The organism is Pseudomonas sp. 8(2025) (assembly GCF_052665325.1).
This window is the reverse complement of the sequence record NZ_JBQOIE010000002.1, coordinates 175789-191444: the sequence shown is the minus strand read 5'-3', so window position 1 is coordinate 191444 and position 15656 is coordinate 175789. Positions and strand designations below refer to the sequence as shown.

Genomic DNA, 15656 nt, shown 5'->3' with positions numbered 1-15656 from the left:
CCGTGGGTGCGTCTTTGCTTTATCAGATGGAGAGCGCTATGGCTTGGAATGAGCCGGGTGGCAACTCGAATAATCAGGACCCTTGGGGTGGTAAGCGCCGCAATAATGGCGATCGCAAGGGGCCACCAGATCTCGACGAGGCCTTCCGTAAGCTGCAGGAAAGCCTGAATGGGTTGTTCGGTGGTGGTAAGAAACGTGGTGATGACGGCGGTAGTTCCGGCAAGGGCGGTGGTTTCGGCCTGCTGGGTATCGGTCTTGTCGTGCTGGCTGCCGTGTGGCTGTACAGCGCGGTGTATGTAGTAGACGAGCAGGAGCAGGCCGTAGTGCTGCGCTTCGGCAAATACTACGAAACCGTCGGCCCGGGTCTGAACATCTACTTCCCGCCGATCGATCGCAAGTACATGGAAAACGTCACGCGCGAGCGTGCCTACACCAAGCAGGGCCAGATGCTCACCGAGGACGAGAACATCGTCGAAGTGCCGCTGACCGTGCAGTACAAGATCAGCAACCTGCAGGATTTCGTGCTGAACGTCGATCAGCCGGAAATCAGCCTGCAGCATGCGACCGACAGCGCCCTGCGCCACGTGGTGGGTTCCACCGCCATGGACCAGGTGCTGACCGAAGGTCGTGAATTGATGGCCAGTGAGATCAAGGAGCGTCTGCAACGCTTCCTGGACAACTATCGCACCGGTATCACCGTGACCCAGGTGAACGTACAGAGCGCAGCGGCACCGCGTGAAGTACAGGAAGCCTTCGATGACGTGATCCGTGCCCGTGAAGATGAACAGCGTTCGCGCAACCAGGCTGAAACCTATGCCAACGGCGTCGTGCCGGAAGCCCGTGGTCAGGCCCAGCGCATCCTCGAGGATGCCAACGGTTACCGTGACGAAGTGGTATCCCGGGCCAAGGGTGAGGCAGATCGCTTCACCAAACTGGTTGCCGAGTACCGCAAGGCTCCTGAAGTCACCCGTCAGCGCCTGTACCTGGACACCATGCAGGAAGTCTTCAGCAACACCAGCAAGGTGTTGGTGACTGGCAGCAAGGGCGGGCAGAACAATCTGCTCTATCTGCCGCTGGACAAGATGATCGACAGTGGTCGTAGCGGCAGTGCTCCGGTAACGGGCGCAGCGTCGGCGGCCAGCAATGAAGCGAATGCGCGCGCCGCGGCTGACCATATGCAGCAACAGCAGCAGACGCGTTCTAGGGAGACTCGCTGATGAGCAATAAATCGCTGATCGCCCTGATCGTGGGCGTTGTCGTGGCGGTGGTTGCCTGGAACAGCTTCTACATCGTCGCTCAGACCGAGCGTGCGGTGTTGCTGCAGTTCGGTCGTGTGGTTCAGGCGGATGTCCAGCCTGGCCTACATGTGAAAGTGCCCTACGTGAACCAGGTGCGTAAGTTCGACGCACGCCTGATGACCCTGGATGCACCGACGCAGCGCTTCCTGACCCTGGAAAAGAAAGCCGTGATGGTGGATGCCTACGCCAAGTGGCGGGTGAAGGATGCCGAGCGTTTCTACACCGCGACTTCCGGCCTCAAGCAGATTGCCGACGAGCGTCTTTCCCGTCGCCTGGAGTCGGGCCTGCGTGACCAGTTCGGTAAGCGCACCCTGCACGAAGTGGTTTCCGGTGAGCGTGACGCGCTGATGGCGGATATCACGGCGTCGCTGAACAAGATGGCGGAAAAGGAGCTGGGTATCGAAGTGGTCGATGTCCGGGTCAAGGCCATCGACCTGCCCAAGGAAGTGAACCGCAGCGTGTTCGAGCGCATGAGCACCGAGCGTGAGCGTGAGGCTCGCGAGCACCGGGCCAAGGGTAACGAACTGGCGGAAGGCATCCGTGCCGATGCCGATCGTCAGCGTCGCGTGCTGTTGGCTGAAGCCTATCGGGAGTCTGAAGAGGCTCGCGGTGACGGTGATGCCCAGGCAGCGGCGATCTACGCCAAGGCCTACGGCCAGGACCAGGAGTTCTACGCGTTCTACCGTAGCCTGCGTGCCTACCGTGAAAGCTTCGCGAACAAATCCGACGTCATGGTTCTGGACCCAAGCAGCGACTTCTTCCACTACCTGGAAAAGTCCAAGCCTTGATCAGGCCCTGACCCTGGAGCACCCCGCCGGGCGGCTAAAACGCCTCGCGGGGTGATCCTTTGGGAAAACGGGTGTATGATGCGGCAGCCGGGAAATTCCCGGCTTTTTTGCGTCTGCATCTTTGATTGGCCGTGGCTCGTTCAAGAGTCCGGCAAGATTTTTCGAGGAAAATGGTCTGTACAGCTGATTTCTGGCTGCCTGTCCGGCTGAGCTCGCGTCGGATGCGACTGTTTTCTGCTTCACTCTAAGGCTGGCCCCAGGCTTGCCGCCCGGACCATAGGGGAATGGCGTAATGGCAACGGTAGACCGCTGGCTGCTGCCAGATGGCATCGAAGAAGTATTGCCGCCGGAAGCGGCGCGCATCGAAGTGGCGCGTCGTCAGGTGTTGGATCTGTTTCAGAGTTGGGGTTACGAGTTCGTCGTCACTCCCCATATCGAATACCTGGAATCCCTGTTGACAGGTGCAGGCCAGGATCTGGATCTGCGTACCTTCAAGGTCATCGACCCGCAGTCGGGCCGGCAGATGGGGTTTCGGGCCGACATCACGCCGCAGGTGGCGCGTATTGATGCCCACACCCTGCGCCGCGAAGGGCCGAGCCGCCTGTGCTACGCCGGCAGTGTGCTGCATGCGCAGCCGCGTGCCTTGTCGTCCTCGCGCAGCCCGATCCAGCTGGGGGCCGAGTTGTATGGCGATGCCAGCCCGAGCAGCGACGTTGAAGTCATCAGCCTGATGCTGGCCATGCTGCAACTGGCCGACGTGCCCGATGTGCACATGGATCTGGGACATGTTGGCATCTACCGTGGCCTGGCACAGGCCGCCGGCTTGTCCGGTGCTGTTGAACAGCAACTGTTCGATGCCCTGCAACGCAAGGCGATCGACGAGGTCATCAGCCTGACGGAAGGCCTGCCGGCCGATCTGGCGGACATGCTGCGCTCCCTGGTGGACCTGTGCGGCAGCCGCGAAGTGCTGGGCGATGCCCGCCGTCGCCTGGCCGGTGCGCCGACGTCTGTGCTGCTGGCGCTGGATGAATTGCTGACCATTGCCGAGCGCCTGTCCGTGCGGTTCCCGGACTTGCCGCTGTATTTCGACCTTGGCGAGTTGCGCGGCTATCACTACCACACCGGTGTGGTGTTCGCGGTATTTGTTCCAGGCGTGGGCCAATCCATCGCCCAGGGCGGGCGCTACGATGACATCGGCGCGGATTTCGGGCGTGCCCGTCCCGCGACTGGTTTCTCCACCGATTTGAAAACCCTGGTGACCCTGGGGCGTGCTGAAGTCGAGCTACCGTCTGGCGGTATCTGGATGCCAGACAACACTGACGCGGCACTCTGGCAGACCGTCTGCCGCTTGCGCAGTGAGGGTCAACGTGTGGTTCAGGCCTTGCCTGGGCAGCCTTTGGCCGCCGCCCGTGAAGCGGACTGCGACCGGCAATTGATTCAGCAGAATGGGCTTTGGCAAGTATTGCCGCTGGCTTCTTGAGTTTTCCTGCCGGCGGCTGCCGGCACCAAGTTTGCGCGAATGAGGACAAGTGTTATGGGTAAGAATGTCGTAGTCCTGGGCACCCAATGGGGTGATGAGGGCAAAGGCAAGATCGTTGATCTGCTGACCGAACATGCCGCCGCCGTAGTGCGCTACCAGGGTGGCCACAACGCTGGTCACACCCTGGTGATCGACGGTGAGAAGACCGTCCTGCACCTGATTCCGTCCGGTGTGCTGCGCGAAGGCGTGCAGTGCCTGATCGGTAACGGTGTGGTGGTAGCTCCGGATGCCTTGATGCGTGAAATCGTCAAGCTGGAAGAGAAGGGTGTGCCGGTGCGCGAGCGCCTGCGTATCAGCCCGTCCTGCCCGCTGATCCTGTCCTATCACGTGGCCCTGGACCAGGCCCGCGAGAAAGCCCGTGGCGAGCAGAAGATCGGTACCACCGGCCGCGGCATCGGCCCGGCTTACGAAGACAAGGTTGCACGTCGTGGCCTGCGCATCGGCGATCTGTTCCACCGCGAGCGTTTCGCCGCCAAGCTGGGCGAGCTGCTGGACTACCACAACTTCGTTCTGGTGAATTACTACAAAGAGCCGGCCATCGACTTCCAGAAGACCCTGGACGAGTGCATGGAGTACGCCGAACTGCTCAAGCCGATGATGCTCGACGTGACTGCCGAGCTGCACCAGTTGCGCCGCGCCGGCAAGGACATCATGTTCGAAGGCGCCCAGGGTTCGTTGCTGGACATCGACCACGGCACCTACCCGTACGTCACCAGCTCCAACACCACTGCTGGTGGTATCGCCACCGGTTCGGGCGTGGGTCCGATGTACCTGGACTACATCCTGGGCATCACCAAGGCCTATACCACTCGCGTGGGCTCGGGCCCGTTCCCGACCGAGCTGTTCGACGACATCGGCGCTTTCCTGGCCAAGCGTGGTCATGAGTTCGGCGCCACCACCGGCCGCGCTCGTCGCTGCGGCTGGTTCGATGCCGTGATCCTGCGTCGCGCCATCGACGTCAACAGCATCTCGGGCCTGTGCCTGACCAAGCTGGACGTTCTGGACGGCCTGGAAACCATCAATATCTGTGTCGGCTACAAGAACCAGGATGGTGCAGTCATCGACGCGCCAACCGACGCCGACAGCTACATCGGCCTGGAGCCGGTGTACGAGCAGATGCCGGGCTGGAGCGAGTCGACCCTGGGTGCCAAGACCCTGGAAGAGCTGCCTGCCGCCGCCCAGGCCTACATCAAGCGCATCGAAGAGTTGGTCGGCGCGCCGATCGACATTATTTCGACAGGCCCGGACCGCAACGAGACCATCGTTCTGCGTCATCCGTTCGCTTGATAAGTCGTTGATGTAAAAAACAAAGGGCCCTTAATCGGGCCCTTTGTCGTTTCTGCTTGCCACGCGGCACGACCCTTGCTGTGAAATCCACTTCTAGAGTGCCATCAGAATAATGGCGTCAAAAGTAGAGGGATTTCCTGTGTCGGCCGTTCTCTCACTGTTACAAAGCCGTTTACTACGGCCTGTGTTCGTTACTCTCGGTATCGCCCTTTTGGTGCAAGTGCTGGTAGCGGTTGCCCTGACTCGGAGCACAGTGACTGCCCTCGAGGCGGATCTGGCTTCGCGCCTGGGCGGCGACAGCCAGAAATTGGCTGGCGAGCTCGAGCAGGCGGGCAAAGAAGTCACCTCCAGTCTGGAGAGTCTTTCCAGCAGTACCCGCCAACGCCTCACGGCCGGCCTGTCTTCGCGTCTCAAGGAAGAACAGGTACAGCTGCGTGCGGCGCTGGAGAAGGACCTGAAGGACTCTGCCAATGACATGGCTCAATTGCTGGCCTCCGTGGCGCCTCGCGCCATGTGGGACAGTGATGTGCCGACCTTGTCCGAGTTCGCCCGACGGGCTCAGCGCAACCCCAATGTGTTGTTCGTGGTTTATGACGATGCGGCGGGAGAGCACTTGACCCGCTACCTGAATCGTGAAAACCCGATCAACAAGGCGCTGCTGGAAAAGGGCAAGGGCGACCGGGCGCTGGACAAGGTCCTAGATGCAGCGAAGAACGATCCTTCGGTGTACTACCTTGAAGCCTCGATCAATCCCAATGGCGTGGAAATCGGCAAGGTGCTGATGGGAGTCTCCACCGCGTCGGTGGAGGCCGATATCGCCGCCCTGGATCAGCGCTTCAGTGCCTTGATTGCCAGCAGCGATCAGTTGGTTGGCGACAGCCTCAAGGGAGCTTCTGCCGACAGCTCGGCGGCCATGCGCTCGCGCTTGCAGTCGGCCCAGGGTACGGCGGCACAGATGCAGGCCAATACCGCGAGCACGGTGCAGGAGGCGGCGGCCACCTTGCGCTGGCAGATCGGCGTCGGCCTGGCGCTGGTTGGCCTGGCCCTGCTGCTGTTGCTGGCAGTGGTGCTGGGGCGTCGCGTGGTGAGCAAGCTGCATTTGCTGATCGCTGCGCTCAATGACCTGGCAGCGGGCGAAGGTGACCTGACCAAGCGTGTGCCGCTCAACAGCAATGATGAGATTGGCGATATGGCCTCGGCGGTGAATCGCTTTGTGGATAAGTTGCAGCCCATCGTGCGGGAAGCGGGGGATGTGGCCCAGCGCACAGGCGTCGAGATCGGCGCCATGAGCCAGCGTAATGCCGGGGCTGATGCCGCAGCCGAAGCGCAGCGTGATGAGGTGGCAGAGAGCCTGCGGGCGTTGTCGCAGATGGCCGATGAAGCCCAGGCGGAAAGCCAGGCGATGCAGGCCGCACTGCAGCAGGTGGTGGAGATTCGTCAGGCGACGGACGAGACTACCCGCACCTCCGAGCAGGTCGGCAGCCTGATCGAGGCGCTGGCGGGGCAAGTGGATACCGGGGCCAAGGTGATCGAGCGCCTGGCCCAGCAGAGCGAGCAGATCGAGGTGGTGCTGACGGTGATCCATGGCATTGCCGAGCAAACCAACCTGCTGGCATTGAACGCTGCGATCGAGGCCGCGCGCGCCGGCGAGACCGGGCGCGGATTTGCCGTGGTGGCGGATGAGGTGCGGGCCCTGGCCAGCAAGACGCAAAGCTCCACTGGCGATATCCAGGCTCATATCGGTGCCCTGCAGCAGGGGGCGCGGGAGGCCGTAGCGGCTATCGGTCAGGCCGGGCGTCAGGCCAGCGAGGGCTTGCTGGTGCTGCGCGACAGTGCTCGCCTACAACAATCGGTGCAGTCTTCGGTAGAGCAGGTGCACGCCGCGATTGGCCTGGCCACCCAGGCTGCGGCCCATCAGGCGCAGGGCGCGCAGGCGGTGCGTGGGCGGGTGGAAACCATCCATGCCCAGGCCGAGCGGGCGGCTCAGGCCGTGGTAGAAACCACCGCCAGCGGCAAGGTACTGGACAGCCTGGCGGCGCAGCTCAAGGCCAGCCTCGGTCAGTTCCGCGCCTGATGCCTGGCCGGCAAGCTGGCTCCTGCCACCTTACTGCAGGAGCCGGCTTGCCACCTCTCAGCGACTCAAATACATCCGCGTTGTCAGCAGATAGACCGGTAGCCCTGACACCAGTATCAACAGCGCCGCATAAGGCGCCGCCGCTGCAAACTCCACATTCGCCGTATGCGCCCACACTTCTGTGGCTAGGGTGTTGAGCCCGGTTGGGCTGAGCAGCAGGGTCGCTGTCAATTCCTTCATCGCATCCAGAAAGACCAGGGCGAAAGCCGCGCCCAGCGCCGGGAAGATGATCGGCAGGGTCACTCGGCAAAAGGCGCTGAACGACGATGCGCCGAGGGTTCTTGCTGCTTCTTCCAGCTGTGGCGCGGCCTTGTTCAGCGCGGTGCGGATCGGCGCCTGGGCCAGGGGCAGGAATAGTAGGGCATAGGCAATCAGCAGCAGCGCCGAGGTCTGGTACAGCACCGGCACATAGTGCAGCGCGAAATACACCAGGGTCAGGGCGATCACCAGCCCTGGCAGGGCATGCAGCAGATAGGGCAGGCGCTCTGCCCAGATGGCCAGGCGCCCCTTGTAGCGCACCACCAGCAGGCCCACCGGCACTGCCAGCACCAGGCACAGGCCGGCGCCGCCCAGGGACAGGGCCAGTGAAGACAGCAATGCTTCGCTGATTGCCGCGACGGGGAAGGCTGCCGATGAACCGACGGTCAGCCAGTAGGCAAGCATGCCTAGGGGGACACCGCTGCCGATCAGCGCCAGCATCAGGCAGTAAAGCTGTCCGCCGATGCTCCAGCGCCCCAGGCGTACCTGTTCGGCGTGCCTGGCTGCGCCCTGGCCGGTGCGTACATGGCGGCCCTTGCCGCGGACGCGCAGTTCCAGCCCCAGCAGCAGCAGGCACAGCGCCAACAACACGGCCGACAGCATGGCGGCGTTGGCATTGCTGAACTCCAGCTCGAATTGCTGGTAGATGGCGGTGGTGAAGGTCTGCAGGCCGATGATCGACAGGGCACCGAATTCCACCAGCATATGCAGGGCAATCAGCAGCGAGCCGGCCAGCAATGAAGGCCAGAGCAAGGGCAGGGTTATCTTGAAGAACACGCCCCAGCGATTTTGCCCCAGGGTCCGCGCCGACTCCTCCAGGGAGGGGTCGAGATTGCGCAGGGTGGCCGCCACCGGCAGGAACACCAGCGGGTATTTGGACAGGGTCATCACCAGGATCGCGCCGCCCAGTCCTTCGAACCCGGCGCTCAGGGATACCCAAGTGAAGCTGCTGACAAAGGCCGGTACGGCGAAGGGCAAGCACAGCACCACGCCCCAGATCCGCCTTCCCGGCAAATCGCTGCGTTCCAGCAGCCAGGCCAGGGACAGGCCGAGCACGGCGCAGGCAAGGGTCACACCGAGCATCAGCAGCAGGGTATTGCTCAGCAGGCGCAACACATAGGGGCGCCACAGCAGGTGCAGGGCTTCAGCCCAGCCGGCCTGCCAGGCCTTGAGGCCGACATATAACAGTGGCAACAGGCTCAGGCAGACCAGTAGCAGGACTGGCAGCAGTAGCCAGATCGAAGGCCGCTTGCGCCTCGGCACGAAGGTGGTGCGCAAGGCGGAAGCGGATGGCGTTGGATTCATCAGTTCAGGCCGACGTCACGTTCCAGGTCCAGGGCTTCCTCGGCATTGCCGAGATCGGCTGGGGTCACCTTCGGGGCTTCCAGTTCATTGAAGGGCTTGAGTCCGCGATCGGACTGCATGCCTTTATGCAGCGGGTACTCGGCCGTGGTCTGGGTAATCACCCGCTGGCCTTCTTCGCTGGCCATGTAGGCCAGAAGCTGCTGGGCCTCTTTCGGATGCTTGCTGGACTTGAGTACGGCTGCGCTGGACACGGTGATCAGGCCGCCGACGTCGCCGCCCGTGAAGTAGTGCAGTTTCGAGTCGAGCTGGCCTTTTTCCCGTTGCAGGGCAAACCAGTAGTAGTTGTTCACCAGGACCGTGGCCACTTCGCCGTTTTCCACGGCTTTGAGGGCCACCATGTTGTTGCTGTAGACCTTGCCGAAAGCCCGCAGGCCGGTCAGCCATTCTTCGGCAGCATCCCTGCCGTGCATCTTGATGATGGCCACGGCCTGTTCCTGGAAGGCGCCACTGGTGGGCACGAAGCCAACCTTGCCTTGCCACTGCGGCTGGGAGAATTCCATCACCGACTTGGGCAGGTCTTTTTCGTCGATCAGTTTCGGGTTGAAGGCGACGACTCGTACGCGCGCGGTGACACCGATCCAGGTGCCGTTGCCCGCAACATATTCCTTGGGCAGCACGGCCAGGGTCGTGGCGTCGGTCTGGGCCAGCAGGCCCTGCTCGCCGAGTTTGTTCAGGGGAGGGGATTCTTCGGTGTAGATCACATCAGCGGGGGAGCGGTCGCCTTCTTCGACAACCTGGCTGGCCAGTTGATTGCTGCTGCCCTTGCGGACATTCACATGGATGCCGGTCTTGGCTTCGAAAGCCTTGGCTACCGCGTCGCCGACTTCCTTGTGCTGACCGTTGTACAGGGTCAGGGAAACCGGATCGGCTGCCTGGGTGAAGGGGGATGCCAGGGTCAGCCCCAGCAAAGTGATGGTCAAGCCGCGCAGAAGGGATGTTGGAAGGAGGGTATTTCTGAACATCATTCGCAGGTTTCCTCACTGTAGTGCCGCAAAAACTTGTAACAATCATAAACGATATCGTTTCTCATGTGCGCTTTGCGGATGCGGAGGAAGGCGATGGCGCGGGGAAATATCAGGGGGCAGAAACGCAAAAACCCGCTTTCGCGGGTTTTTGTGAGACTTGAAAGCGATGCTCTCAAGTTTTGAATTGGTGCCCAGAAGAAGACTCGAACTTCCACGACCTTGCGGTCACCAGCACCTGAAGCTGGCGTGTCTACCAATTTCACCATCTGGGCAGTATCGACGTCGTCGCCGTGTCGATGGAGCGCACTATACGGACAGCGTTTTGATCTGTAAACCCCTGTTTTGGTTTTATTAAATCAAACACTTAGAATGCAAAAACCCGCTTTCGCGGGTTTTTGTTCGAGCCTTGAAACTGATCTAATCTCAAGCTCTTGAATTGGTGCCCAGAAGAAGACTCGAACTTCCACGGCCTTGCGGCCACCAGCACCTGAAGCTGGCGTGTCTACCAATTTCACCATCTGGGCAGTATCGCTGACGTCTCCGTCGTCGATGGCGCGCACTATACGGAGGCTCTTTTGAGCTGTAAACCCCAGATTTCAAAAAAGTTTGAAAAAAGTCTCCGGCGGTATGCGTGACGATGTTTCTGAGGCGATGGCGAGGATTATTCCCAGGTTGTCTGAGCCTGAAATTTCCCGTTTCAATACGCGTATGCCAAACTAACCCGCATATAGACAAGGTGAAATTTATCTAATGGCCGATTGGCAGTCCCTCGATCCCGAGGCCGCTCGTGAAGCGGAAAAATACGAAAACCCTATTCCTAGCCGCGAACTCATCCTTCAGCACCTTGCTGACCGGGGTTCGCCTGCTAGTCGCGAGCAGTTGGTAGAAGAGTTCGGTCTGACCACGGAAGACCAGCTGGAAGCCCTGCGCCGCCGCCTGCGCGCCATGGAGCGCGACGCTCAACTGATCTATACCCGCCGCGGCACCTATGCGCCGGTGGACAAGCTCGACCTGATTCTCGGCCGTATCAGCGGTCACCGCGACGGCTTCGGCTTCCTGGTGCCGGATGACGGCAGCGACGACCTGTTCATGAGCCCGGCGCAAATGCGTCTGGTATTCGATGGCGACCGCGCCCTGGCCCGGGTTTCCGGCCTGGATCGCCGCGGCCGTCGCGAAGGCGTGATCGTCGAAGTGGTGTCCCGTGCCCACGAAAGCATCGTCGGTCGCTACTTCGAAGAAGGTGGCATCGGTTTCGTGGTGGCAGACAACCCGAAGATCCAGCAGGAAGTGCTGGTAACGCCGGGGCGCAATGCCAATGCCAAGATCGGTCAGTTCGTCGAAGTGAAGATCACTCACTGGCCGACGCCGCGCTTCCAGCCGCAAGGCGATGTGGTGGAGGTGGTGGGCAACTACATGGCACCGGGCATGGAAATCGACGTTGCCCTGCGCACCTACGATATTCCTCATGTCTGGCCAGAGGCGGTGCTCAAGGAAGCCGGCAAGCTCAAGCCCGAAGTGGAAGAGAAGGACAAAGAGAAGCGCATCGACCTGCGTGATCTGCCTTTCGTCACCATCGACGGCGAAGACGCCCGCGACTTCGACGACGCCGTTTTCTGCGAAGCCAAGCCCGGCAAGCTGCGCCTGTTCGGTGGTGGCTGGAAGCTGTATGTGGCGATTGCCGACGTCTCCAGTTACGTGAAGATCGGTTCGGCTCTGGATGCCGAAGCCCAGGTGCGCGGCAACTCGGTGTACTTCCCCGAGCGGGTGATCCCGATGCTGCCCGAGCAACTGTCCAACGGCCTGTGCTCGCTGAACCCGAAAGTCGATCGCCTGGCCATGGTTTGCGAGATGACCATCTCCAAGTCCGGCGAGATGACCGATTACCAGTTCTACGAAGCGGTGATCCACTCCAAGGCGCGTCTGACCTACAACAAGGTCAGCACCATGCTCGAGCAGCCGAAAACCAGCGAAGCCAAGCAGTTGCGCGGTGAATACGGCGATGTCCTGCCGCACCTGAAGCAGCTGTATGCGCTGTACAAGGTCTTGCTGGGGGCTCGTCATACCCGGGGCGCCATCGACTTCGAGACCCAGGAAACCCGGATCATCTTCGGTTCCGAGCGCAAGATCGCCGAAATTCGTCCGACTACCCGCAATGATGCGCACAAGCTGATCGAGGAATGCATGCTGGCGGCCAACGTGGCCACCGCCGAGTTCCTCAAGAAGCACGAGATTCCGGCCCTGTACCGGGTGCACGATGGTCCGCCGCCGGAGCGTCTGGAAAAACTGCGCGCCTTCCTCGGCGAGCTGGGCCTGTCCCTGCATAAGGGCAAGGATGGCCCGACGCCGAAGGACTACCAGGCATTGCTGGAAACCATCAAGGACCGTCCGGATTACCACCTGATCCAGACCGTGATGCTGCGCTCCCTGAGCCAGGCGGTGTACAGCGCTGATAACCAGGGCCACTTCGGCCTGAATTACGAAGCCTATACCCACTTCACTTCGCCGATCCGTCGCTACCCGGACCTGTTGACCCATCGGGCCATCCGCAGCGTCATCCACTCCAAGCAGGACACGCCGCACGTGCGTCGCGCCGGGGCGATGACCATTCCGAAGGCGCGTATCTATCCGTACGACGAAGCGACCCTGGAGCAGCTCGGCGAGCAGTGCTCGATGAGCGAGCGTCGTGCCGATGAGGCCACGCGGGACGTAGTGAACTGGCTCAAGTGCGAGTTCATGAAGGATCGTGTGGGCGAGTCCTTCCCGGGTGTGATCACCGCGGTGACCGGTTTCGGCCTGTTCGTCGAGTTGACCGACATCTACGTCGAGGGCCTGGTGCACGTCACCGCCTTGCCGGGGGACTACTACCACTTCGACCCTGTGCATCACCGCCTGGCGGGCGAACGCACCGGTCGCAGCTTCCGCCTGGGCGATACCGTGGAAGTGCGGGTCATGCGCGTCGACCTGGACGAGCGCAAGATCGATTTCGAAATGGCCGAGAAGACCATCAACGCACCGATCGGCCGCAAGAAGCGTGGCGCCGCGGACGTACCTGCCAGCAAGGTCGTGGAAGAGCCGGCTCCAGCCAAGGCGGGGCGTCGCAGCTCCGCCAAGGAAAAGGCGGTCGAGGCTTATCGTCCAAGCGACGCTGCCGCGAAAAACGCCGAAGTGCGCAAAAGCCGCGAAATGAAGCGGGCGCTGCTGGCCGAAGCCAAGGGCGGTGGTAAAGCGACGTCTGCGGGAAAGTCCGGTAAGCCGGCGCCTTCGCGCGCTGGCGAAAAGCCCGCCAAGCCGAGCAAACATCGTAAAGGTCCGCCCAAGGCGGGCTCCGCTTCCGGCGCTAAAAGCGGCGGGGCGCGCAAACCTAAGGCCAAGTCATGAGTCAGTTGGAAAAGATCTACGGCGTGCATGCCGTAGAAGCGTTGCTGCGTCACCATCCCAAGCGGGTCAAGCAGATCTGGTTGGCTGAAGGGCGCAGTGATCCACGGGTTCAGGTTCTGGTGGACCTGGCTGCGCAGAACCGTGTTTCGGTTGGCCAGGCCGAGCGTCGTGAGATGGACGCATGGGTTGAAGGCGTGCACCAGGGCGTAGTGGCGGAAGTCAGTCCGAGCCAGGTGTGGGGCGAGGCCATGCTCGACGAGCTGCTGGACCGTACCGAAGGCGCGCCGTTGCTGCTGGTGCTGGACGGTGTGACCGACCCGCATAACCTCGGGGCCTGCCTGCGTACTGCCGATGCGGCCGGTGCCCTGGCAGTGCTGGTGCCCAAGGACAAGTCGGCGACCCTGACTCCGACCGTGCGCAAAGTGGCCTGCGGCGCCGCCGAAGTGATTCCGCTGGTAGCCGTGACCAACCTGGCCCGCACCCTGGAGAAGCTCCAGCAGCGTGGGCTGTGGATCGTCGGCACCGCCGGCGAGGCCGAACAGGAACTGTACGACCAGGACCTGACCGGCCCGACCATCATCATCATGGGGGCCGAAGGCAAGGGCATGCGTCGCCTGACCCGCGAGCACTGCGACTACCTGGTACGCCTGCCGATGGCCGGCAGCGTCAGCAGCCTCAACGTCTCCGTGGCCACTGGCGTGTGCCTGTTCGAAGCCATGCGCCAGCGCGGTGCCAAGGCCAAGGCCGGCGCCAAGAAAGCCTGACCCGCAGTTGCAGGAGCCGGCTTGCCGGCGAGGCGCGTGCTGCCGTCCATCGTCGGCACGCCGGCTCCCGCAGGTGGTTGTTCAAATAATCACCAATTGCCTTGCGCCGCTGTTCCCCCTTCTCTACAATTGCGCCCCTTGCCGTGACGGCAGGCGCATATGTGCCTACTACCAGGCAAGACACACCAGTGTCATTCACTCCTTGTCTGACCGCTTATAGGCGGCAGGCTACAACCCGTAAGGAGCATTCATGCGTCATTACGAAATCATCTTTTTGGTCCACCCGGATCAAAGCGAGCAAGTCGGCGGCATGGTTGAGCGTTACACCAAGCTGATCGAAGAAGACGGCGGCAAAATCCACCGTCTGGAAGACTGGGGCCGTCGTCAACTGGCCTACGCAATCAACAATGTTCACAAGGCTCACTACGTGATGCTGAACGTTGAGTGCACCGGTAAAGCCCTGGCTGAGCTGGAAGACAACTTCCGTTACAACGATGCTGTGATCCGTAACCTGGTCATCCGTCGCGAAGAAGCCATCACTGGCCAATCCGAGATGCTCAAGGCTGAAGAAAACCGCAGTGAGCGCCGTGAGCGTCGTGACCGTCCTGAGCATGCTGACAGCGCCGATGGCGATGACAGCGACAACAGCGACGCCAGCGATAACGCTGACGAGTAATCCACGGACCTTTTGAGGAGCCAATTACATGGCACGTTTCTTCCGTCGTCGTAAATTCTGCCGCTTCACCGCTGAAGACGTGAAAGAGATCGATTACAAAGATCTCAACACTCTGAAAGCCTACGTATCCGAGACCGGCAAAATCGTTCCAAGCCGCATCACCGGTACCAAAGCTCGTTATCAGCGTCAGCTGGCCACCGCTATCAAGCGCGCCCGCTTCCTGGCCCTGCTGGCCTACACCGACAGCCACGGCCGCTGAGATCGGGCAGTCGACAAGTAGTAAGGGATTGAATGCATGCGCGCCTTAGCTGAGTTCATCATGCGCGGTCGTATGCAGGCCACTCTGGTAGTGGCTGGCTGTTCGGCATTGCCGTTGTTGTATTGGTTGGGTGCTGCCGCCGGGAGCCTGGTGCTTCTGCGGCGCGGATTGAAGGATGCCCTTGGCGTCCTCGCTCTGGGAGTGCTGCCAGCTTTGCTCTGGTGGCTGACGTTCGATGACCCGCGGGCACTTCTGGTGCTGCTGGGTTCTTCGAGTCTTGCGTTGGTTTTGCGCGCAAGCGAGTCCTGGAGCCGCGTGCTGCTGGTCAGCATAGCGATGGGGTTGGTGTTTGCTGGAGTCCTGGGTGCGGCTTTCCGCCCTCAGATCGAAGCGCTGTCACAGGAATTGATAAAAATCCTGCCGATGGCCTTGGGTGAGGTCTACCAGCAGCTATCGGTTGAAGAGCGAGCTCGTCTTGCCACGCTGATTGCACCGATCCTGACCGGCCTGATAGCGGCCCTGTTGCAAGCCATCAGCGTGCTGAGCCTGATTCTTGGGCGTTACTGGCAGGCTGTGTTGTATAACCCGGGTGGTTTTGGTCGCGAGTTTCGCGCCATCAGAATCCCTCTTGGGCCAGCGATGTTGCTGCTGGCGTGCATGCTGGTGGGGCCGAACTTCGGACCTCAACTGGCCATGCTGACGCCGATGTGCAGTGTCCCGCTGGCTTTTGCCGGGCTGGCCCTGATTCACGGGCTGGTGGCACAAGGGCGACTGGCCAGGTTCTGGCTGGTGGGGCTGTACGTCACGCTGTTGCCGTTCATGCAACTGATCTATCCGTTGCTCGTGGTCCTGGCCATTGTCGACAGTCTGGTTGATTTTCGCGGTCGTTTGGCGCCGAAAGACGCTGATAACGGCTCTGCGAACGGTGAAGGTTAAAAGTTAAG

12 protein-coding genes and 2 tRNA genes are annotated in these 15656 nt (G+C 61.4%); 10 read left to right on the top strand and 4 right to left on the bottom strand.

Features of this window, described 5'->3' with window-relative positions:
* The first annotated feature begins 38 nt into the window (after positions 1-38).
* The 5 genes from hflK (at position 39) to ACUXVH_RS04755 (ending at position 6987) form a co-directional block, all read left to right on the top strand.
* Positions 39-1217, top strand: coding sequence for an FtsH protease activity modulator HflK (gene hflK, locus ACUXVH_RS04775; protein WP_011058940.1), 1179 nt, complete (start codon positions 39-41; stop codon positions 1215-1217).
* The gene (gene hflC / locus ACUXVH_RS04770; protein WP_011058941.1) at positions 1217-2086 is read left to right on the top strand and encodes a protease modulator HflC; all 870 of its coding nucleotides are present in this window, start codon (positions 1217-1219) and stop codon (positions 2084-2086) included. The genes hflK and hflC overlap by 1 nt, the downstream gene beginning before the upstream one ends.
* A 292-nt stretch (positions 2087-2378) precedes the next feature.
* Positions 2379-3566 (top strand): ATP phosphoribosyltransferase regulatory subunit, encoded by a 1188-nt coding sequence (locus tag ACUXVH_RS04765; protein WP_011058942.1) that lies wholly within the window; start codon positions 2379-2381, stop codon positions 3564-3566.
* Positions 3567-3620: 54 nt separating this feature from the next.
* Positions 3621-4913 (top strand): adenylosuccinate synthase, encoded by a 1293-nt coding sequence (locus ACUXVH_RS04760; protein WP_011058943.1) that lies wholly within the window; start codon positions 3621-3623, stop codon positions 4911-4913.
* Positions 4914-5052: 139 nt separating this feature from the next.
* On the top strand, positions 5053-6987 hold the full coding sequence (locus ACUXVH_RS04755; RefSeq protein WP_011058944.1) for a methyl-accepting chemotaxis protein: 1935 nt from the start codon (positions 5053-5055) through the stop codon (positions 6985-6987).
* A gap of 57 nt (positions 6988-7044) precedes the next feature.
* Here ACUXVH_RS04755 and ACUXVH_RS04750 read toward each other — a convergent pair whose 3' ends face one another.
* From ACUXVH_RS04750 to ACUXVH_RS04735, 4 genes are all read right to left on the bottom strand, one after another.
* Positions 7045-8610 carry an ABC transporter permease gene (locus ACUXVH_RS04750; RefSeq protein ID WP_445494088.1) on the bottom strand — a complete coding sequence of 522 codons (1566 nt, stop codon included), beginning with the start codon at positions 8608-8610 and terminating at the stop codon, positions 7045-7047.
* Positions 8610-9635, bottom strand: a complete 1026-nt coding sequence (locus ACUXVH_RS04745) for an extracellular solute-binding protein (RefSeq protein ID WP_065364885.1) — start codon at positions 9633-9635, stop codon at positions 8610-8612. The genes ACUXVH_RS04750 and ACUXVH_RS04745 overlap by 1 nt, the downstream gene beginning before the upstream one ends.
* Before the next feature lie 185 nt (positions 9636-9820).
* Positions 9821-9907 (bottom strand) — tRNA-Leu (locus tag ACUXVH_RS04740).
* Positions 9908-10072: 165 nt separating this feature from the next.
* Positions 10073-10159, bottom strand: a tRNA-Leu gene (locus ACUXVH_RS04735).
* 226 nt (positions 10160-10385) lie between these two features.
* On the opposite strand from ACUXVH_RS04735, the gene rnr reads away from it, so the two are divergent.
* From rnr to ACUXVH_RS04710, 5 genes are all read left to right on the top strand, one after another.
* On the top strand, positions 10386-13013 hold the full coding sequence (gene rnr, locus ACUXVH_RS04730) for a ribonuclease R (protein WP_015633941.1): 2628 nt from the start codon (positions 10386-10388) through the stop codon (positions 13011-13013).
* Positions 13010-13777 carry a 23S rRNA (guanosine(2251)-2'-O)-methyltransferase RlmB gene (rlmB, locus tag ACUXVH_RS04725; RefSeq protein WP_015633942.1) on the top strand — a complete coding sequence of 256 codons (768 nt, stop codon included), beginning with the start codon at positions 13010-13012 and terminating at the stop codon, positions 13775-13777. The genes rnr and rlmB overlap by 4 nt, the downstream gene beginning before the upstream one ends.
* 250 nt (positions 13778-14027) lie before the next feature.
* A complete protein-coding gene (gene rpsF, locus ACUXVH_RS04720; RefSeq protein ID WP_011058949.1) occupies positions 14028-14453 on the top strand; it encodes a 30S ribosomal protein S6 in 426 nt (141 codons plus the stop codon).
* A 28-nt stretch (positions 14454-14481) separates the two neighbouring features.
* Positions 14482-14712: a 30S ribosomal protein S18 gene (gene rpsR / locus ACUXVH_RS04715; RefSeq protein WP_002551829.1), complete on the top strand. Its 231-nt coding sequence runs from the start codon at positions 14482-14484 to the stop codon at positions 14710-14712.
* 36 nt (positions 14713-14748) lie between these two features.
* The gene (locus tag ACUXVH_RS04710; protein WP_011058950.1) at positions 14749-15648 is read left to right on the top strand and encodes a hypothetical protein; all 900 of its coding nucleotides are present in this window, start codon (positions 14749-14751) and stop codon (positions 15646-15648) included.
* Positions 15649-15656: the final 8 nt, after the last annotated feature.

Bases quoted from the DNA above. Each gene is read 5' to 3' on its own strand.
- rlmB (WP_015633942.1), top strand. From the start codon at position 13,010: ATGAGTCAGTTGGAAAAGATCTACGGCGTGCATGCCGTAGAAGCGTTG.
- ACUXVH_RS04750 (WP_445494088.1), bottom strand. From the start codon at position 8,610: ATGAATCCAACGCCATCCGCTTCCGCCTTGCGCACCACCTTCGTGCCG.
- rpsR (WP_002551829.1), top strand. From the start codon at position 14,482: ATGGCACGTTTCTTCCGTCGTCGTAAATTCTGCCGCTTCACCGCTGAA.
- rnr (WP_015633941.1), top strand. From the start codon at position 10,386: ATGGCCGATTGGCAGTCCCTCGATCCCGAGGCCGCTCGTGAAGCGGAA.
- ACUXVH_RS04760 (WP_011058943.1), top strand. From the start codon at position 3,621: ATGGGTAAGAATGTCGTAGTCCTGGGCACCCAATGGGGTGATGAGGGC.
- rpsF (WP_011058949.1), top strand. From the start codon at position 14,028: ATGCGTCATTACGAAATCATCTTTTTGGTCCACCCGGATCAAAGCGAG.
- ACUXVH_RS04765 (WP_011058942.1), top strand. From the start codon at position 2,379: ATGGCAACGGTAGACCGCTGGCTGCTGCCAGATGGCATCGAAGAAGTA.
- hflC (WP_011058941.1), top strand. From the start codon at position 1,217: ATGAGCAATAAATCGCTGATCGCCCTGATCGTGGGCGTTGTCGTGGCG.
- ACUXVH_RS04745 (WP_065364885.1), bottom strand. From the start codon at position 9,635: ATGATGTTCAGAAATACCCTCCTTCCAACATCCCTTCTGCGCGGCTTG.
- ACUXVH_RS04710 (WP_011058950.1), top strand. From the start codon at position 14,749: ATGCGCGCCTTAGCTGAGTTCATCATGCGCGGTCGTATGCAGGCCACT.
- hflK (WP_011058940.1), top strand. From the start codon at position 39: ATGGCTTGGAATGAGCCGGGTGGCAACTCGAATAATCAGGACCCTTGG.